Here is a 19478-nt window from a genome sequence, read left to right on the forward strand (position 1 = left end):
CGTCCAGCCGACCGTCCTGTATGTCTGTAACGGGGGCTAAATTCGGCCCGACGATACGGGTGTCGTCCGATACGGCCGACCGCCATGCCGCCTTCGAAGCGGTCGAGCGGGTGGCTACGGACGATGCGATAGCAGTTCTTCCGGTCGGTCCGACCGGGTCGCCGGAGCCGCTGTGTCTGTGTACGATCGACGGAACGACCGCGTTCCACACGGGTCCGACGCCGGAGCGTGCCGCCGATCTCGCGGCATCGCTCGCGGATGGTGACGTGCCGACCGAGAATGCCGACGCCGTCGTCGATCACGACCCGGCAACCGAAGCGCTTCCAGTGCCCGACTCGGGGCCGCTTTCGGTCGGCAGACGACGGGTTCTCGGTCCGTGTGGTTGGGTCGACCCGACTGAAAAGCCAACCCCAGCCACGGGGACCGTCGATCCGACGGCGATCCGATCGCGAGTCGCGGCAGTAGACGTTCGTGGTCGTGGACGCGCGGACGGAGCCCGCGATGTGTCGATTGCGGACCTTTGGGGGCGCGCCCGGGACGCAGAAGGTGACTCGATCCTCATCGTTCACGCAGCGGATACCGACGCGCCCGCGGACGAACTGCTGTGTCGGGGCGCGGCGGGACACGTCTTGGATGCCGCGTCGATCGTGGCCGACGCCGTCGGCGCGACGGACGTCGTCGCTTTTGCGAGCGAAGGCGCGAGTGAGGTGCTCGGTGCCGTCGAATCGGACGTGACGATTCATACCGCACCCGAGACCTTCCGCGTCGGCGAGCCGACGATGGCTCTCGAAGCGCTGGAAGGGAACGACCGGATCGAGGCGAGACGCAGACCGCCGGGACCCGAAACCTGGGGACTCTACGGCCGGCCGACGGTCATCCACACGCCTCGAACGTTGCTACAGATCCGTGCGCTGTTGGCGGACGATTCGGGTGGCGCTACGGGGACCCGATTGCTGACTGTCCGGGGAGCCGTTTCCAGCCCGGCGACGGTCGAACTTCGCGAGGACCAACCGCTCTCGGTGGCGCTCGAAGCTGTCGAGACGGACGGGGACCGGTACGTCGTCGGCGGCCGCTTCGGCGGCCTGACGGAGACGCTCGGCGTGCCGGCGAGCCCACCGGCGCTCGAAGCCGCGAACCTCGGAACCGAGGGCGTTCTCGAAGTCCTCGGCCCCGGCGACTGCGTCGTCGCGACGGCCGGCGAGCGCGCCGCGTTCGCCCGCGAGGAGAACTGTGGCCGGTGCGTCCCCTGCCGGGAGGGTTCCAAACAGCTCCACATCGCACTGCGTGGAGTTTACGACGGCGACTTCGACGGGGACGGGTTGCGAACGCTCGCCCGCGTCATGCGCACGACGAGCCTCTGTGCGTTCGGCGAGGCGGCCGCCCGGCCCGTACGGACGGCCCTGGACGCGTTCGAGCCCGAGTTTCGAGCCCACGCCGAGGGACGCTGTCCGGCGGGTGTCTGTGAGGGGTTAGAATGAGCGCTGACGATCCGGCCCGTGAGGACGCGCCGAAACCGGGCGTCCCGAATATCGAGGATCTCCGCCCCTCGACGCCGTTGACCGAGACGTTCCGGACGGGAACGGCCTCCGATCCGCCCCGCCCCGGGCGCCGGGACGATGGACGGGGCGAGTCCGACGAGCCCATCACGCTGACCGTCGACGGCGAGACGGTGGTCGTCCCGGCGAACGCAACGCTTCTCGACGCCGTCGAGACGGCCGGCCGTGACGTACCGGCACTCTGTCACTACGACCGGGGAACCGAGGCCGCCGAGGGGATCGGTCCTCGGTCGACCTGCCGAACCTGCGTCGTCGATCTCGATGGTGAGGGTATCGTCCCCGCCTGTTCGACCCCGGCGACGGACGGCGCGGCCGTCGAAACCGATGCCGCGGCGGCCGCAGAAGCGCGGTCAGTCAACCTCGATTTGGTTCTCTCGGACCACAACCTCCGCTGTACGACCTGCGGAAAGAACGGCCGGTGTGAGTTGCAGGACACGGCGATCGATGCGGGCGTTACGCATCCCAGATACGGCGTCTTCGACGACCGCGACGCCTACGAACCGCTCGATCCGACGGCGGCGATCCACATCGACCGCAACAAGTGTATCCTCTGTAATCGTTGCGTCGACGCCTGCAACGACGTGCAGGTCGAGGGCGTCCTCCGCCTCGAGGGCTCCGGCGGGGATACCCGGATCGGCTTTCAGAGCGACGCCGAGACGATGGCGGATTCCACGTGTGTCTCCTGTGGCCACTGTGCGACTGTCTGCCCGACCGGCAGCCTCGTCGAGGGAGGACTTGTCGACGCGGCGACGCTCCCGCTCCCCGGCTTCACACAGCGAAACTCGGTCGGTACCGAACTGCGATCCGAGCGCGATCGAAAGCGGGAACCCGGGGACGCCGACCCACCGATTCCCGGCGTCGCGGGATTCATGCAACGAGCGAAGCGAACGGCCGGATCGCTCGCCCGAACCGCCGGTAATCGCGTCGTGAAAACGGGCGAACACGCCGCAGAGAACGTCGCTGCGGGGGTCTTCTCGGAGGGAATCCTCTTCGGCATCGCAAAGCGGGTCGGTGACGCCCGATTGAACCGACTCGATCGGACCGAGACGACCTGCGGCTACTGTGCGGTCGGCTGTCGGTTCGAACTCTACAGCGACAACGATCGCGTGTTGGGGGTGCGAGCGACCGATCCGGACGCTGCGCCAGCCAACGACTTTTCGACCTGCGTGAAGGGGAAGTTCGGCTACGGCTTCATCGAACGGGACGATCGGCTCGACACGCCTCTGATACGCGACGGAGACGGCTTTCGCGAGGCGTCGTGGGAGGAGGCGCTCGCGAAGGTGGCGTCGGAGCTCGAAGGGGTGCGAGACGACTACGGTCCCGATTCGATCGCCTGCTTTGCGTCCTCGAAGTGCACGAACGAGGAGGACTACCTGATGCAGAAATTCGCCCGTTCGGTGCTCGGGACGAAGAACATCGACAACTGCGCGCGACTGTGTCACTCCTCTACGGTGGCGGCGCTCCTCGGCACCGTCGGCTACGGCGCGATGTCCAACAGCATCGAAGACGTCGCGAACGCCGACTGTTATCTGTTTTCGGGGACGAATACGACGGAATCGCACCCCGTGTTGGCGACGAAGGTGAAACGGAACGTCCGAGACGGCGCCGGACTCGTCGTCGTGGATCCGCGGAAAGTCGGAATCGCCGAGCACGCGGATCAGTATCTCCGATCGAAGCCCGGATACGACATCGCCTGGATGAACGGGATGGCCCGCCACATCATCGAGGTGGGCCTTCACGACGAGGCGTTCATCGAGGCGAACGTCCACGACTTCGACGCATTAAAACGGAAAGTCGAGCCTTTCACCCCCGATGCGGTCGAGGAATTGACCGAAATCCCCGCTGCGGAACTGACCGAGGCCGCCGAGCGAATCGCGACGGCCGACTCCGTCGTTTTCGGATGGGCGATGGGGCTCACCCAACACTCCCACGGGACGAACAACGTTCGAGCGATGGCGAACCTCGCGTTGCTCACGGGTAACGTCGGCAAGCCGAACGCCGGCCTCTCGCCGTTCCGCGGCCACAACAACGTGCAGGGCGGTGGCGGCGACATGGGAACGTTGCCCAACAAACTGCCGGGCTATCGGGACGTGACCGACGAGGCGGCGCTTGATCGCTTCGAGGACGCGTGGGGCGTTCGACCGCCGGACGAAGTCGGCCTGAAGGTAACCGAAGTATTCGAGTCGATCCACGCCGGAGACGTCAACGCCCTCTACGTGATGGGCGAGAATCCGGCGCTTTCGGAACCGGATATAACCCATGCACGCAAAGCGCTCGAAAAGACGGACTTCCTCGTCGTTCAGGACCTGTTCATGACCGAGACGGCTGAACACGCCGACGTCGTCCTGCCGGCCGCTGCCTTCGCCGAGAAATCGGGCACGTTCACCAACACAGAACGACGAGTCCAGCGGGTCGGAAAGGCGCTCGATCCGCCGGGGGAGGCCAGACAGGACTGGGAGATCCTCCAATCGCTCGCCAACCGGATCGATCACGGCGGTGATCGCTGGGACTACCGGAATCCCACGGATATCTTCGACGAACTGACCGAACTCACGCCGATCTACCGGGGGATGACCCACGAACGGATCGAACGCGAAGGCGGGATTCAGTGGCCCTGCCCCGAGGCCGATCATCCCGGAACGCGGTTCCTCTACGAGGACGGATTCAACTTCCCCGATGGGAAGGCGCGGTTCGTCCCAGCCGACATGGGCGAACCTGGAGAACTACCCAACGAGGAATACCCGCTTACGTTGACGACCGGGCGTCTCCTGTATCACTTCCACACCGGGACGCTCACTCGCCGCGTAGAAGAGATCGTGGACCACGTCCCGGAGAGTTTCGTCGAGATACACCCCGGAACGGCCGAATCGCTTGGCGTCGAAGACGGTCAAACGGTCCGCGTCGAATCCGAACGCGGCCACATCGACGTGCGGGCGACGGTCACGGACCGTCCCGGGAAGGGCGTCGTCTTCGTCCCGATGCACTTTACCGACGGCGCCGTCAACACGCTGACCGGTGAGCGGTTCGATCCGACGAGCGGAATCCCCGAATACAAGATCGCGAGCGTTCGGATCACCTCGATTGAAGACCGCGGAAGCGATAGCGAACGGTAGATGACCGAAACGAGCGGCGTGATCGTCGCCGGCGGGCGATCGATCCGGATGGGTGAACGCGAAAAGACCGTCGTCGACGTCGCCGGAACGCCGCTGATCCGGCGCGTCGCGGATCGACTGGCCGTGGCGACTGACGTGGTAGTCGTCAACTGTCGCGACGAGCAGCGCGAAGCGATCGCCGAGGCGTTCGACGCACTCGACGTAGAGACGCGGTTCGCGCTCGATCCGGTCCCGGATCGCGGTCCAGTCGCAGGGATTTTGACGGGATTGGAGGCGGCGGCAACCGAGTACGCCGTCGTCGTCGCCGCCGACATGCCGTTTTTGGATCCCGGTCTCCTCGCGTATCTCACCGAACGGGCCGTCGGGCACGAGGTGGCCATCCCGCGGCCGGGCGAGTGGTTCGAGCCGCTCCACGCCGTTTATAAAACCGAACCGACCGTCGAAGCGTGCAAACGGGCGCTACAGCACGAGAACCCACAGCCCATCGAACCGATCTCGACGCTCGACCGGGTCGTCGTCTCCCGTGAGGAACTGCTCGAACACGGCTCGCTGGACAGTTTCGAAAGTATCGACACACTGGACGATCTCGCGTGGGCGAGAGAGCAACTGTCCTAACCCGTCGCTCACTCCGACTCGACCACGTCGACGATCCGTCCTCGATCCATCCGACCAAGCACGACCCGCTCGATTCGCGGCTGTGTGAGCGCCCCCGTTGCTATCTCTCGGGCGGTCGCCGCCAGCACGCTGTCGTCGACCATATTTATCAACGGGATGACACGTGCGTCCTCCGGCACACCTTTCAAGCCGCCACACTCGTGGGTGAGGACCGTAATGACGTCCTCGGGTCGAACTGGTTCACCCATCGATCTTCCGGTGATCGCCGCCACCCTCTCGGGGCGGTGGACGCACTCCGCACCGAGCGCTCTTCCGACTGCTCGGACGCTCGCGACGGGGATCACGAGATCCGTCCCCGACGGAATCTGCGGTTCGGCGCCCTTCGGCGCTTTGAGCCATCGCGTCCGCGCTCCGTCGGCCTTTATCAGGACGGGCACGTCGGTCTTCGAGGCGAGCGCGTCGATCGTCTCGGGGTCGTATCCGAGATACCGCTCGCGGTCGCCATCGCGGTCGGGGACGACTCCGAGGGGCCACCGCTCGTTCGTCCGGATCAGTCGGCCCGGCTCCGTCGTCACCTCCAATCGTTCCACCCGATCGTCGAAGAACGGAATCCGGACCGTGGCGGTCACGATCGCGAATTCGAGCGCCGAGGCGAGCGCGTAGAGCGTCGACTTCTTTCCGCCCGCTCCGACGATCGAGACCACGCCGCGTGGGTCGAACGCATCCCGGAGATCCATACCGAACGATGCGAACCGTGGGATAAAAACGCCGCGGGGCGGTTCCGAGACGACGGCTTATAAGATGGCTCCGAACGCTAACGTCGTATGGTCATAGATACTGCGATGTACACCGTCCACACCGCCTTCGCTGCGCTGTGGGCCGGATCGGTTCTGTTCGTTGCTCTAGCGGTGCTCCCGCTGGCGAGGGAGGGGGAACTCTCTCCCGAGGCGTTCGGGAGCGTCGTCTCGAACCTCCAGTGGGTGACACGGATCAGTGCGGTACTGTTGTTCGTGACTGGCGGTCACCTCGCCGGTACCCTCTACACGGTCGGATCGCTGACCGGTACACCGAGCGGGTATCTCGTGTTGGCGATGTTGGCGCTTTGGCTCGGTCTCGCCGCATTCGTAGAGATCGGGAGCGCAAAGGCGAATCGCGGCGTTTCCGCAAAGAAAATACGCGAGCCGGCACGAAACGCCCGGCCCTTCTACCGCCTCGCCGTCCTCTTTGCCGTTGGACTCCTCGTCGTGGCAGGGCTGCTCGGCAGTCCCGTTCCGCTCTTTTAACGCCCAGGCTGTCAGGGGATTCGAACCTGATTTTCGAGCGTCCCGACGCCCTCGACCACGATTTCGACCGTATCGCCGTCCGCGAGCGGGCCGACGCCCTCGGGCGTCCCCGTCGAGATGACATCGCCCGCTTCGAGGGTCATATACGCCGTGATCTCCTCTATCAGTTCCGGGATCGAGAATATGAACTGATCCCTCGAGCCGTCCTGTCGGAGTTCGCCGTTGACGCGACAACGGACCGCCGCATCGGCCGGCACGTCCGCTGAAGAGGCTATGACCGGGCCGATCGGAGCCGAGTTGTCGAACGACTTTCCCCGAACCCAGTTCGTCTCGACCCGCTGATCGTCTCGATTCGAGATGTCGTTGACACACGTAAACCCGGCGATGATCTCGTCGGCGTCGTCGGCCGAGACGTTACGACAGCGTTCGGCGATGACGACGCCGAGTTCGGCTTCGTGATCGATAGTCTCGATCCCCGAGAGGAGTTCGATCTCCGATCCGTGGCTCGCCACCGTGTTCGGGGCTTTGAGGAACAACAGCGGCCGATCTGGAACTTCGCTCCCCATCTCCTCGGCGTGATCTGCGTAGTTTCGCCCGACGCAGACGATCTTGGAGGGATCACACGGGGGGAGGACGTCGACCGAATCGATATCGAACGTATCATTCGTGTCGGTAACGCGACCCGTCCGGTTTGGGTCGGCGCGGATCGTGTCGTCGTCGGATAATTCGCCGAATCGAACGTCGCCGTTCGAAGTGCTGAATCGGATCTGTCGCATGTCCCCTCGCACGAGTGGCGACATATAAAGACCCCCGGACGATCGGCTCGACTCAGCGAAGTGATTTCCTCATCTTCCGGTGTGAGATACCGGCGTCCTCGAACTCCTCACCGATCGGTTCGTACCCGAGGTCTGCATAAAAGGGGACGACCGGAACCTGCGCGTGCAACACGACCGAGCCGTATCCGGTCTCGCGTGCTGCACGCTCGACGGCGTCCATGATCTCGCGTCCGAGCCCCTCGCCCCGTCGCTCCTCGACGACGGCGACTCGTTCGATCTTACCGGTGTCACCCCGATCGGTACCCCCGTGCCGACGAAGACGGGCGGTGCCGATCGGTTCGCCGTCGTCGTACGCTACGAAGTGCGTCGCGTTCGCGTCCTCCCCGTCGAGTTCTCTGTGTTCGGGAACCCCCTGTTCTCTTATAAACACGTCCCGACGCACCGAGAGCGCGTCGTCGAGCGTCTCGTCGTCCTCGGCCCATCGTATCTCCATACGTGTTCCCTCGTCGTCGCCGTTCGTAATTCCGACGGTCGCGCTCTCGATCGAGCAGTCCGGCACCTACTATTAATACGACGTGTGGAGTAGTTCGGTCCGTAATGGAACTCACTTGGCACGGCCACTCCACGTGGCACGTCAGCGTTGACGGTACCGATCTGCTCATCGATCCGTTCTTCCAGAACCCGAAGACTGAGTTGGATCCGGACGACGTAGACGAGCCCGATTACGTGCTCTTGACGCACGGCCACGCGGACCATATCGCCGACGCCGACGCGTTCAACGACGCGACGCTCGTCGCCACGCCGGAACTCGTGAGCTACGCGACGGACAACTTCGGCTTCGAGGACGCCGTCGGGGGCATGGGGATGAACCTCGGTGGAACCGTCGAGTGTGGCGACGCCTGGGTCACGATGGTCCGAGCCGACCACTCGAACGGAATCGACACGGACTACCGGAGCTCCGCGGGGATGCCCGCCGGGTTCGTCATCTCGGATACAAAACCGACGCAGGAGTCCGACCCCGATAGCACGGCGTTCTATCACGCGGGCGACACCAGTCTCATGGTCGAGATGCGCGAAGTCATCGCTCCGTTCCTCGAGCCCGACTTCGCCGCGCTTCCCGCCGGGGATCACTTCACCATGGGCCCGACCCAGGCCGCGATCGCCGCCGACTGGATCGGCGCCGACTACGCCGCTCCGATGCACTACGACACCTTTCCACCCATCGAGATAGACACCGACGATTTCGAGCGCGAACTGAAGGCCACCGGTGCCAAGGCGGAGTCGGTAATCCTAGACGGCGACGAATCGTTCACGCTCGAGTGACCCACCAGACACGATTCGACGAGCGGTGAGTGTTCGACTACCGCACGTTATTCCGCCGTATCTTTTTATGTGTACGCTGCCCATATCTTCGTGTCATGGCCGATATCGAGACGACTACGGTTAACGAAGAAAAGTATCACGCACTGAGCCGATCGGGTGACTTCGAACTCAGTATCGACGCCACCGGCACGGATGGGCCGACCCCGAACGAGGTTCTCGTCGCCGACTACGCCTCCTGTTTCAGTTTCGCGTGTCGGGCGGGAGCGAGCCGTCGACTCGAGATCGACCTCGGAAAAGTCGAGACGACTGCGGAGGCAGATCTCGACGACAGCGACGACCTCACCGGGATTCGGTTTCATCTCTACGTCGAGGCCGACCTCACCGACGAGGAGGTCAGCGACCTGATCCAACTGGGCGAGGAGATCTGCCACGTTCACGCCGCGATGAAGGAGTCACTCTATGCGGACATCGAGATCACGCCGAACGCGTTCTGATCCTCGGGTGGCCGCGGTCGAACCACGCTGCTCGCATCCCCTGCGAGCGATCGTTTTGATACCAAAACGCGACTAGAGCCGATATGCCCGACTGAACTGCTGTCCGACTTCGAAAATAGCGTGGCCGTCGGACAGTACCAGCGCCACCCGTTTGCCCGACATTCGAACCGGCCCGCATCGGAGAGCGCCCGACTATAAGACCACGGGGGAACTATGCCGGCGTATGACCGATTGGCAGGACATGGTCGTCGGCGACCGGATGACCGTCGACGGCGAGTTCGCATCGAGAGTCGAGAGTTCACCGTTCACTCGACAGGAGTGGGGACTCATCATGACCGCAACGACGTTCGAAATCGAGAATCCGACAGATGAAGAGGCCGCGAAGATCGTCGCCCGAACCGACCAACTCCGCGGGATGATGCCCGAAATCGAGAAGGTTTCGGACATGACACCGATGGGGACGCCCCAATCGGAGTCCGATTCGGGTGGCATATTCGGCTCGATCCGTGACATACTGGGACTCGGCGACAGCGGCGGCCCCGACGGGGTCGACGAGGACAGGTTAGGGGCCGCAAAGCGACTCGTCTCCGAGTACGCCGAAGCGTTGCAAGCACACCTCGAATCACAGGGGCGTTGGGACGAGATTAGGGCCGCAGCGGCTGAAAACGACGAGTAAACGTAGAACCGACGGCGGCCGAACGGCGATTACAGACGATCGACGATCGCTGCCGTTACCTCGGTCGTCGACGCGTCGCCACCGAGGTCCGGCGTTCGAGGCCCGTCGGATAGGACGCCCTCGATCGCGTCGCTGACCCGGTCGGCCTCATCGCCGTATCCGAGGTGCTCGAGCATCATCGCCGCCGAGAGCACCGTAGCGGCGGGGTTCGCGACCCCCTGTCCGACGATATCCGGCGCCGAGCCGTGAACCGGCTCGAAAAGCGCGTTCTCCTCGCCGACGTTCGCGCTCGGCAGCAAGCCGAGCCCGCCGACGAGCCCCGCCGCGAGATCCGAAAGCACGTCACCGGCGAGGTTGGGACAGATCACGACCCCGTACTCCTCCGGTCGGAGGAGGAGGTGCATCGCGAGCGCGTCCATGAGCGCGTCGTCGTACTCGTATCCGTTCTCTTCGGCGACGGCCACCGCGCTCTTGAGGAACTGCCCATCCGTCGTCCGCATCACGTTGGCTTTGTGTGCGACCGTCACGTCCTCGAACCCGTTCGATTCGGCGTATTCGAACCCGAACTCTGCAATCTTGCGGGACGCGTCATCGGTGATGACGCGGGTCAGCGTCGTCACACCCTCTGCGATCTCGCTTTCGATGCCGCTGTAGACGCCTTCGGTGTTCTCTCGAACGAAGACGAGATCCGTCTCCGGACGAAGCGAATCGACGCCCGGATACGCCCGGGCCGGCCGGACGTTCGCGAAGGAATCGACCGCCTCGCGAAGCGGCAAAATGACGTCCGCCGCAGTCTCGCCCGCCGCGCCGAACAGCGTCGCATCGGCGTTCGCCGCGAGTTCGTAGGTCTCCTCTGGAAGCGCCTCGTCGCGGGCTTCGAGCACCTCGTCGCCGGCGTCGCCCTCGAGGAACTCGAACTCGACGTCGGTCGCTTCGAGCACCTCGACAGCGGCCGGGATGACCTCCTGACCGATCCCATCGCCGGGAATCACTGCTATTCGCTCAGTCATCGGCAGACCCCGTCCGAGCTTCGGGATCGTCGATGTACGGGAGCGAGGCCGCGGTCTTTTCGATCGCCTCCGTGTTGGATTTCATCAACGCGGTCGTATCCCAGATTCCGTCGACGAGCGCTTTCCGCTGTGCCTCGTTGACGGTCACGTCGATCGTCTTTCCGCCGTAGGTGACAGTCTCGTCCGCAACATCGATCTCGATGTTTCCGTCCGGATTCGCCTCGACCCACTCCTGGAGCGCTTCGACGGTCGCTTCATCGGCCGTTACCGTCGGAACGCCGAGCGCGAGGCAGTTACCAGCAAATATCTCTGCGAACGATTCGCCGATGATGGCGTCGATACCCCACCGGACGAGCGCTTGTGGAGCGTGCTCGCGCGAGGAGCCGCAGCCGAAGTTGGCGTTGACGATCAAGACGTTCGCGTCCTGATACCGTTCCTCGTTAAACGGATGATCCTTCTGGTTGTCCTCGTCGTCGAACCGCTGATCGAAGAAGGTGAACTCCCCGAGGCCGTCGAACGTAACGACCTTCATGAACCGCGCGGGGATGATCTGGTCGGTATCGATGTCGTTTCCGCGGATGGGAATCCCGCTTCCCTCGACGTACTCGACGCTGGGGATCTCCTCGGCCTCGCGGTTCGCTTCGTCTGTCATGCTTTTATCTCCGCCTTCGGCAGTTCGCGAACGTCCGTGACCTCACCCTCGATCGCCGCGGCGGCGACCATAACGGGGCTCATCAGGACGGTTCGGCCGTCCTTCGAGCCCTGCCGTCCGACGAAGTTCCGGTTTGAAGAGGACGCGGAGGCCTCGTCGCCGACCAGTTGATCGTCGTTCATCCCGAGACACATCGAACAGCCAGCACCGCGCCAATCGAATCCGGCCTCGGTGAACACGTCGTCGAGGCCCTCCCGTTCGGCAGCCGCTTTGACGCGCTGGCTGCCCGGAACGACCATCGCCCGAACCGACTCGTGGACCTGCCGTCCCTCGAGGATCTCCGCGGCCGCTCTGAGGTCGGGCAATCGAGCGTTCGTACACGAGCCGAGGAACGCAACGTCGATGTCGTATCCGTTCATCGTGTCGCCGGGTTCGACCCGCATGTGCTCTTGTGCACGGCGTGCAGTCTCCTGTTTATCGGCCGACAGGGATTCGGGTTCGGGGATCGGTTCGGAGATCCCGATTCCCTGTCCGGGCGTCGTTCCCCACGTGACCATGGGTTCGATCTCCGAGCCGTCGATCGTGACCACGTCGTCGTACTCGGCGTCGTCGTCCGAGGCGACGGACTCCCAGTAGGTTTTCAACTCCTCGAACCGTTCGGGGTCGTCGTCGAACTCGTCGGTCTCCGCGAGCCACTCGTAGGTCGTCTCGTCGGGGTTGACGTATCCCGCGCGAGCGCCGCCTTCGATCGACATGTTACAGATCGACATCCGACCCTCCATGTCGAGGGTCTCGATAGCTTCGCCGGTGTACTCGTAGACGTAGCCGACACCGCCGTCCGTGCCGAGACGGCGGATGATAGTCAGGACGACGTCTTTGGCGGTGACACAGTCGCCGAGTTCACCCGTGACCTCGATCTTTCTGACCTTCTTTTTGTCCATCGCGATGGTTTGGGTCGCCAACACGTCCCGGATCTGGGAGGTCCCGATCCCGAAGGCCAGTGCGCCGAAGGCACCGTGCGTCGCGGTGTGGCTGTCACCACAGACGATCGTCATACCAGGCTGGGTGATCCCCTGCTCCGGGCCGATAACGTGAACGATCCCCTGATTGCCGGTCGTGGGGTCGTCGAACTCGATGCCCGCAGCGCGGACGTTCTCCTCGAGTTCGGCCATCATCTCTTCGGCCGCATCGTTCTCGAACGGCCGGTCTTGATCGCTCGTCGGTACGATGTGATCGACCGTCGCGTGCGTCAGATCGGGTCGGGCAACTTCGATGTCGCGTTCGCGAAGCATGCCGAACGCCTGCGGACTCGTCACCTCGTGGATGAGGTGCAAGCCGACGAACAATTGATCCTGCCCGTTCGGGAGCGTCGTGACCCTGTGGTTCTCCCAGACCTTGTCGTACAGCGTTCCCTCACTCATTCGGTCTCACCACGATCGAACGTGCGCTGTACGCCGTCGGTGTCGTCCGTCGTCGTGTGCGATACGTCGGCCAGCGTGTTTTCGTCGTCCGTTGCTTCGGCTTCGCCGCCGTCAGCGGCGACGACTTTGCCGCGTCCGTACGTCTGCGTCGAGCCGAACACCTGTCCCGTATAGGGGTTGGTGTGGCTGATCTCTCCCAGTGTGTGTGAATCGTCTGTCATCGCTTGGTTACTTTCCGCCCCACGCGAACAGCTCGCGCAGGTCTTCGCCGACATCCTCGATGTCGTGGTTCTTCTCGGCCTCTCGGAGCTGTTTGTAGCTCGGCCGGCCGGCCTGATTCTCGGTGATCCACTCGCGCGCGAAGGTTCCGTTCTGGACCTCCTCGAGGATCTCCTCCATCTTCTCCCGGGCGTGATCGTCGACGACGCGGTCGCCGCGGGTCAATCCGCCGTACTCGGCTGTGTCGGAGACCGAATTCCACATCCCTATGTTACCGCCCTCGTACATCAAATCGACGATCAGTTTGAGCTCGTTGAGACACTCGAAGTACGCCATCTCGCGGCTGTACCCGGCGTCGACCAGCGTCTCGTAGCCCGTCTTGACGAGCGAAGTGACGCCGCCGCACAGCACCGCCTGCTCGCCGAAGAGGTCGGATTCGGTCTCCTCGCGGAACGTCGTCTCGATGACGCCCGCGCGTGTACAGCCGATCGCTTTCGAGTAGGCCAATCCGATGCCGTGGGCGTCGCCCGTGGCGTCGCGGTAGATCGCGAGCAGGCCGGGCGTCCCCTCGTCATTCTCGTAGTTCCGCCGGACGAGGTGTCCGGGCGATTTGGGTGCGACCATCGTGACGTTGATCCCCTCGTCGGGGTCGATCTGGCCGTAGTGGATGTTGAACCCGTGGGCGAACTGCAGAGTGTCTCCCTCGGTGACCACATCTCGGATCTCCTCGTAGAGCGCCGGCTGGACGGTATCGGGGACCAGGACGCTCACGATATCTGCCTGTTCGGCGGCATTTCGCGGCGTCGTCACCTCGAGGCCGTCCGATTCGGCGGCCGCTCTGGACGAAGAGTCCTCCCGAAGACCGACGACCACGTCGACGCCGGAGTCGTCGAGGTTCTGTGCGTGGGCGTGACCCTGACTCCCGTAGCCGAGGATCGCGACCGTTCTGTCGTCGAGTACTGTGCTATCCGCGTCGTCGTCGTAATAAATCTGTGTGTCGTCTGTCATCGTGTGTTATGTGTGTCTTTCCTCGACTCTCGCCGTTTCCTCTTCGCCGCGCGCCAACGCGGCCTGTCCGGTTCGCGCGATCTCGCGGATGCCGAACTGTTTGTACGCGTCGATCGCGTCGTCGATCTTACTCTCCTCGCCGGTGATCTGAACGGTGATCGTTCTGGGCCCGGCGTCGAGCGTTTGGCCGTCGTACATCTCGGTGATGGCTTGAACCTTATCCGGTTCGTCGCCGTCGACTTTGAGCAACACCAGTTCCGACGCGACCGGATTCGAGTCCAGTTCCCGGACGTGAACGACGGGGATGATCTTGCTCAACTGCTTTTTGATCTGGTCGATCCCTGGATCTGGCTCTTCGACCACGAGCGTGATCCGTGAGTACCCCTCGTTTTGCGTCGGACCCACGGTCAACGATTCGATGTTGAACTGTCGGCGATGGAACAGCCCGGACACTCTCGCGAGCACGCCAGGCTCGTTTTTCACGTACGCTGAGATCGTCGTGCGACGCGGTTCGTGTTCAGCTTGGATCTCGGGATCGATTCGAATCCCCTGTGAGTTCCGTCGACCGACGGGCCGGATCCGCTCCTCGGGTGGCGGCCCCTCGAGTCCGGTTCGTTGGACGTCCTGTCGGCGGCTCATAGTTGCCCCTCCGTCAGAGCGAACAGCCCGTTGTCCCCGCCGCTCGGGACCATCGGGTACACGTTCTCCTCCGGATCGATGTGAACGTCGATGACGCTCGGTCCGTCGTAATCGAGGGCCGTCTGCATGACTTCCTCCGCCTCGTCGTAAGTGTCGATCCGGAAGCCGCGCGCGCCGAACGCCTCGGCCAGCGTGTCGAAGTCTGGGATCCACGGGTACTCCGAGGCCATGTGGCGCTCGCCGAAGAAGGCGTCCTGCCACTGGCGAACCATCCCGATTGCGCTGTTGTTGAGCACGACAACCGTGATGTCGAGGTTCTCCCGAACCGCGACCGACAGCTCCTGACACGTCATGAGGAACGAGCCGTCTCCGTCGAAACAGACGACGTCCCGCTCGGGAGCCGCGAGCTTCGCGCCGATCGCCGCGGGCAGTCCGTAGCCCATGGTCCCGAGACCGTGAGACGTGACCCACGTTCGGGGGGTCGTCCACGTCCAGTACTGCCAGGCCCACATCTGGTGTTGGCCGACGCCGGTCGTGACGATCGTATCGTCGTCCGTCATCTCGTCGAACCGTTCGACGATGTACTGCGGTTTGACCGGTTCGTCGTCGGGAGCCGCATAGTCCATCGGGTACTCCGATTTCCACGTCAGACACTGCTCGACCCACGACTCCGTCGCGGGCGAACTGACCATTGAATCGGCCAGTTGATCCAACACGACCTTCGCGTCGCCGATGAGCGGATGATCGGCTTCGATGTTCTTCGAGATCTCGGCCGGATCGATGTCGATGTGAATCACCTCGGCGTCGGGGGCGAACGTCTCGACGCCGCCCGTGAGTCGGTCGTCGAACCGCGTTCCGACGGCGAGCATGCAGTCGGTCACCGTGATGGCCATGTTGGCGTATCCGGTCCCGTGCATCCCGGCGATTTCGAGCGAGAGTTCGTGGTCCTCAGGGAAGGCACCAGTTCCTGGCATCGTCGTGATGACCGGGATCTCGTGCTCCATGGCGAAAGCGCGCAGTTCGTCCGTGGCTTCGGCTTTGATCACGCCGCCGCCCGCGAGGATGACCGGTTTCTCCGAGCGCGCGAGCGCGCCAGCCGCCTCGAAAACCGCATCGGGATCGGCCTTCTCCGGCGGAACGTACGTGTCCGGTAGCTCCGGAGTGCCGGGGTCTTCGGTCGTTGCACCGTTGGTCACGTCCTTCGGGAGGTCGACGAGGGTCGGTCCCTGCCGCCCGCGCTTTGCCAGCGCGAACGCCGTCCCGACATCCGTCCCGACCGTGCCCGCATCGTCGGCGAAGAAGTTCGCCTTCGTCACCGGACTCGTGACGCCGATCGTATCGGTCTCCTGAAAGGCGTCGTTCCCGACGAACTCCGTCGGGACCTGTCCGGTCAACGCGACCAGCGGGTCCGAGTCCATGTTGGCGTCGGCGATCCCAGTCACGAGGTTCGTCGCGCCGGGACCCGAAGTCGCCATACAGACACCCGGATTACCGGTGACCGTGCCGTACGCGTCCGCGGCGTGGACTGCGCCCTGTTCGTGCGCCATCGTGATGTGCGCCATATCCGAGTGGTACAAGGCGTCGTAGACGGGCATGATCGCCCCCCCTTGGACGCCGAAAACGTGTTCAACGCCGGCGTTTTCGAGCGATCGAACGACCGCGTCCGCGCCCGTCTCGATCTCCTTGGAGTTCGCCTCCGTGTTCGGGGGTGATTGTGCCTGTTCTCCGCTCATCGTTGCGTCCTCGTTCGATACCGTCGATTGGTGTCTCGTGTGTACATTGTTCCGGCTGTGGAGTAGTCTATATCCGATGCGAACTGCGATCGTGAGAAGTGTGGTGTAGGGGCTAGGCGGCCCCTACAATAATGGTCGCGAGGCTGACGGCGTCCGTGAGTGTGGCCGTTCGTACCGTCGCGCCCGTCATCACTATGACCGTTGTGTCGCGGATATTTATAAACGTTCCGCGTCGCGGTTGCGCCGGCCGTCGCAACGCTTTCGACCACCGGTGGCTGTGGGCGAGTGCGAGCGGCCGAGGTGGGCATCCTTAGATCCGAACCTCCTCGCGTCGGACGCCGACCTCTCGGGCGAACTCCTTGAGTCGTTCGAAGGTGACTTGCTCCTTTTGAGCACCGTGGTCTTTGACCAGTCGCGTCACCTCGCGAACCTCCGCGTCAGTCGGTTCGAATCCAGCGTCTTCGAGCCGTTCTCGAACCGAGTGGGTGCCGGTGTGTTTGCCGAGTACCAGTTGGCGGGTCGCACCCACCATCTCGGGCGTCATGACGCCCGGCTCGAACGTGTCCGAGTTTTCGATCACGCCCGCGGCGTGAATGCCGGATTCGTGTGAGAACGCGTTGGACCCAACGATCGGCTTGTTCGCCGGGATGGGCATGTCGCTTTTCTCCTCGACGACTCTGGACAGTTCGGTGATGCGTCTGGTGTCGATCCCGGTGTCGACGTCGTACAGCGATTCGAGCGCCATCACGACCTCTTCGTAGGCCGCGTTACCGGCGCGTTCGCCGATCCCGTTGACCGACACCTGCGCCTGCGATGCCCCCGCTTCGTACCCCGAGAGGGCGTTCGCGGACGCCAGCCCGAAGTCGTCGTGGGTGTGGACGTCGACCCGGGCATCGGTGTGGGCGACGACGTTCTCGACCATGTCGTAGAACCGCCTCGGCGTCGCGACACCGACGGTGTCCGGTAGGTTGATCCAGTCCGCTCCGGCCTCGGAGACGGCCTCAATAACCTCGATTACAAACGATTCCTCGGTACGCGTGACGTCCATCGGCGAGTACATGCAGGTCGCACCGGCCTCCTCGACGCGCTCGACGGCCGCGACCGACCGTTCGAGCGCCTCCTGGCGGGTAGCGTGCATCGAATCCTCTAGCTGTACGTCGCTGGTGGAAGCGAACACGTGCACCATCTCGACGCCTGAATCGAGGGCGGCGTCGATGTCTTTGTCCACGACGCGGGCGAGCCCGCAGACCGTGGTGGACGTCGCGTCGGCGATGTCTCGGACGGCTTCGAACTCCGCGTCGGAGTTCACCGGGAAGCCGGCCTCGATGACGTGGGTACCCATGTCATCGAGGATGGACGCGATCTCCCTTTTGTCCTCGTAGGAGAACGAGGTCCGGGGGGATTGTTCGCCGTCGCGCAACGTCGTGTCGAAAAGTCGGGCCTCACTGATCTCTGAGGTACTATCTAGCGTGCCCTGGAAGAACTCGATCCGCCGGCGAAGCCGACGAACCCTCGTGCTGTGTCATTGCAATTCGTCCAAGCGTCTTCGAGCTATTTAAACTTGCCTGTCGAGTGTTCGATACCCGACGGATCCGGATCCCAGTTTCGGACGGTTGGAGAGTGTAAGCCGACCATACCCACCATATGCGGCCGTACCCGCCTCTCGAATCGGCGGCTCGAAAGAAACGCTTTGACAATAAATGAAGTAGGCAAAGCTTACTATACCTTGCGGGCCGACGAGTCGAGAAATGGGAGCGGAACCGACCATCGTAATCGCCGAAGACGACTCCGACCTCAGGAACCTCCTCGTCTACACACTCGAGTCCGCGGGGTACGTCGTCGAAGCCTTCGGAGCCGGCGACGAGTGCTTGGAACGGCTCCAGACCGGTTCATTGCCCGACCTCGTCATGCTCGACATCATGATGCCGGGCATGGACGGCATCGATGTGTTAGAGGAGATCCGCGACAACGCGAGACTCGAGGGGCTCCCGGTCGTCTTCCTCAGCGGACGCGGGCGGGAGTCCGACATCGTCGCGGGCTTCGAAGCCGATGTCGACGATTACATCACGAAACCGTTTAGCCCGGGTGTACTTCGAGCCCGCGTCGCCCGCCTCTTGTGACCGTGCCCGTAGAAACTGCGACGGGACTGGCCGAAGCTGCCCTCGTTTATTTCGGGGTGGGGTTGCTCATACTCCTCGCGGCCGTCGCGACGCTTACCATCGGCCGATCCGTCGCCGCCGTTCGTCCGCGCCGCTACGAACGCCGCCGGTATCCGGAGCTATACATCGATGCCTACACGCGATCGGTGCAGCCGGACCCGAAGTGGGACGAGTTCGTCGATTCGCTTTCGAAGCGCGACGGACCGGTGATTCGGGAGGTCCTCGACTCACTGTTGCGGACACTTCGTGGCAGGGAGCGACGGGAACTACAGGCTGCTGCGCAGGCGCTCGACATCAACGAAGAGGCTCGAAAACGCCTCCGGAAGGGATCGCCGCGCGAGAAGCGCCAAGCGCTCGGATGGTTGGTGTTGCTCGAAGAGTCGCTTCCGCCGACGGTGCTCCATCGGCACTGTCGCAGCGACGACGCACTCGCGGGCGGGGCTCGACTTCTGTACGCGTGCGGACACCCCGACGCCAAGCGCGAGGGCACGGAACTGCTGTTCAGCGATGCGGACCAGACCCTCACGGTGTTCGGGGAGGATACGCTGTATCGACTCCACCAGGGCGACGGGACGCGGCTCGTCAGGCAAGCCGGGCGCCGACACGACGGGTGGCGCCCCGCTTTCGTGATCCAAGTGTTGACCGTCATCAGACACGTGACTCCCGCTCACAGCGGCGTCTCCCTCTCGTGGATCTACGAACTCGTCGAGAGTCCGTACCGAGAAGTCCGGACGGCTGCTGCCGCCGCGCTCTCCCAGTACGGCCACCACGATGACGTCCGAAGCGCAGCCCCGATCGATC

The 19478-nt window shown here is 63.7% G+C and carries 19 protein-coding genes and 1 pseudogene; 9 read left to right on the top strand and 11 right to left on the bottom strand.

The features are described 5' to 3' along the window. Window positions 1-20: 20 nt before the first annotated feature. Genes R6U53_RS10105 through R6U53_RS10115 form a run of 3 tightly spaced genes read left to right on the top strand, consistent with a single transcriptional unit; the run spans window position 21 to window position 5284 of the window. Complete coding sequence (locus R6U53_RS10105) at window positions 21-1478, top strand: NADH-ubiquinone oxidoreductase-F iron-sulfur binding region domain-containing protein (RefSeq protein ID WP_410322237.1); 1458 nt, start codon at window positions 21-23, stop codon at window positions 1476-1478. Continuing rightward, entirely contained in the window at window positions 1475-4669 is a 3195-nt protein-coding gene (fdhF, locus tag R6U53_RS10110; RefSeq protein ID WP_410322238.1) for a formate dehydrogenase subunit alpha, read from the top strand. The genes R6U53_RS10105 and fdhF overlap by 4 nt, the downstream gene beginning before the upstream one ends. Next, window positions 4670-5284 carry a molybdenum cofactor guanylyltransferase gene (locus R6U53_RS10115; RefSeq protein WP_410322239.1) on the top strand — a complete coding sequence of 205 codons (615 nt, stop codon included), beginning with the start codon at window positions 4670-4672 and terminating at the stop codon, window positions 5282-5284. Between the two features lie 8 nt (window positions 5285-5292). Here the strand turns inward: R6U53_RS10115 and yqeC are convergent, their stop codons facing one another. Next, window positions 5293-6021 carry a selenium cofactor biosynthesis protein YqeC gene (yqeC, locus tag R6U53_RS10120; RefSeq protein ID WP_410322240.1) on the bottom strand — a complete coding sequence of 243 codons (729 nt, stop codon included), beginning with the start codon at window positions 6019-6021 and terminating at the stop codon, window positions 5293-5295. A gap of 87 nt (window positions 6022-6108) precedes the next feature. On the opposite strand from yqeC, the gene R6U53_RS10125 reads away from it, so the two are divergent. After that, the gene (locus R6U53_RS10125; RefSeq protein ID WP_410322241.1) at window positions 6109-6567 is read left to right on the top strand and encodes a transporter; all 459 of its coding nucleotides are present in this window, start codon (window positions 6109-6111) and stop codon (window positions 6565-6567) included. 11 nt (window positions 6568-6578) lie between these two features. Here R6U53_RS10125 and R6U53_RS10130 read toward each other — a convergent pair whose 3' ends face one another. Both R6U53_RS10130 and R6U53_RS10135 read right to left on the bottom strand, forming a co-directional pair. Continuing rightward, window positions 6579-7343 (bottom strand): fumarylacetoacetate hydrolase family protein, encoded by a 765-nt coding sequence (locus tag R6U53_RS10130; protein WP_410322242.1) that lies wholly within the window; start codon window positions 7341-7343, stop codon window positions 6579-6581. A 52-nt stretch (window positions 7344-7395) separates the two neighbouring features. Continuing rightward, entirely contained in the window at window positions 7396-7836 is a 441-nt protein-coding gene (locus R6U53_RS10135; protein WP_410322243.1) for a GNAT family N-acetyltransferase, read from the bottom strand. A 104-nt stretch (window positions 7837-7940) separates the two neighbouring features. Here R6U53_RS10135 and R6U53_RS10140 point away from each other — a divergent pair, with 104 nt between their 5' ends. The 3 genes from R6U53_RS10140 (at window position 7941) to R6U53_RS10150 (ending at window position 9836) form a co-directional block, all read left to right on the top strand. Further along, window positions 7941-8666: a metal-dependent hydrolase gene (locus tag R6U53_RS10140; RefSeq protein WP_410322244.1), complete on the top strand. Its 726-nt coding sequence runs from the start codon at window positions 7941-7943 to the stop codon at window positions 8664-8666. A 95-nt stretch (window positions 8667-8761) separates the two neighbouring features. Continuing rightward, on the top strand, window positions 8762-9160 hold the full coding sequence (locus R6U53_RS10145; RefSeq protein WP_410322245.1) for an OsmC family protein: 399 nt from the start codon (window positions 8762-8764) through the stop codon (window positions 9158-9160). 223 nt (window positions 9161-9383) lie between these two features. Further along, window positions 9384-9836: a DUF5799 family protein gene (locus tag R6U53_RS10150; RefSeq protein WP_410322246.1), complete on the top strand. Its 453-nt coding sequence runs from the start codon at window positions 9384-9386 to the stop codon at window positions 9834-9836. Between the two features lie 29 nt (window positions 9837-9865). Here the strand turns inward: R6U53_RS10150 and R6U53_RS10155 are convergent, their stop codons facing one another. The 8 genes from R6U53_RS10155 to R6U53_RS10190 form a co-directional block, all read right to left on the bottom strand. Continuing rightward, the gene (locus R6U53_RS10155) at window positions 9866-10846 is read right to left on the bottom strand and encodes an isocitrate/isopropylmalate family dehydrogenase (RefSeq protein WP_410322247.1); all 981 of its coding nucleotides are present in this window, start codon (window positions 10844-10846) and stop codon (window positions 9866-9868) included. Further along, window positions 10839-11498 (bottom strand): 3-isopropylmalate dehydratase small subunit, encoded by a 660-nt coding sequence (gene leuD / locus R6U53_RS10160; protein WP_410322248.1) that lies wholly within the window; start codon window positions 11496-11498, stop codon window positions 10839-10841. The genes R6U53_RS10155 and leuD overlap by 8 nt, the downstream gene beginning before the upstream one ends. Further along, window positions 11495-12919, bottom strand: a complete 1425-nt coding sequence (gene leuC, locus R6U53_RS10165) for a 3-isopropylmalate dehydratase large subunit (RefSeq protein ID WP_410322249.1) — start codon at window positions 12917-12919, stop codon at window positions 11495-11497. The genes leuD and leuC overlap by 4 nt, the downstream gene beginning before the upstream one ends. Further along, a complete protein-coding gene (locus R6U53_RS10170; RefSeq protein ID WP_410322250.1) occupies window positions 12916-13140 on the bottom strand; it encodes a hypothetical protein in 225 nt (74 codons plus the stop codon). The genes leuC and R6U53_RS10170 overlap by 4 nt, the downstream gene beginning before the upstream one ends. A 7-nt stretch (window positions 13141-13147) precedes the next feature. Further along, window positions 13148-14146: a ketol-acid reductoisomerase gene (gene ilvC, locus R6U53_RS10175; protein WP_410322251.1), complete on the bottom strand. Its 999-nt coding sequence runs from the start codon at window positions 14144-14146 to the stop codon at window positions 13148-13150. Window positions 14147-14152: 6 nt separating this feature from the next. Further along, the gene (gene ilvN, locus R6U53_RS10180; RefSeq protein ID WP_410322252.1) at window positions 14153-14785 is read right to left on the bottom strand and encodes an acetolactate synthase small subunit; all 633 of its coding nucleotides are present in this window, start codon (window positions 14783-14785) and stop codon (window positions 14153-14155) included. Next, complete coding sequence (ilvB, locus tag R6U53_RS10185) at window positions 14782-16518, bottom strand: biosynthetic-type acetolactate synthase large subunit (RefSeq protein ID WP_410322253.1); 1737 nt, start codon at window positions 16516-16518, stop codon at window positions 14782-14784. The genes ilvN and ilvB overlap by 4 nt, the downstream gene beginning before the upstream one ends. Window positions 16519-16828: 310 nt before the next feature. Next, a complete protein-coding gene (locus tag R6U53_RS10190) occupies window positions 16829-18007 on the bottom strand; it encodes a LeuA family protein (RefSeq protein ID WP_410322256.1) in 1179 nt (392 codons plus the stop codon). 259 nt (window positions 18008-18266) lie between these two features. Here R6U53_RS10190 and R6U53_RS10195 point away from each other — a divergent pair, with 259 nt between their 5' ends. Then, entirely contained in the window at window positions 18267-18638 is a 372-nt protein-coding gene (locus R6U53_RS10195) for a response regulator transcription factor (protein WP_410322254.1), read from the top strand. 2 nt (window positions 18639-18640) lie between these two features. Beyond that, a pseudogene (locus R6U53_RS10200) lies at window positions 18641-19478 on the top strand (hypothetical protein); the annotation flags it as partial.

Source organism: Natronomonas sp., from assembly GCF_046483325.1.
Classification (GTDB): Archaea; Halobacteriota; Halobacteria; order Halobacteriales; family Haloarculaceae; genus Natronomonas.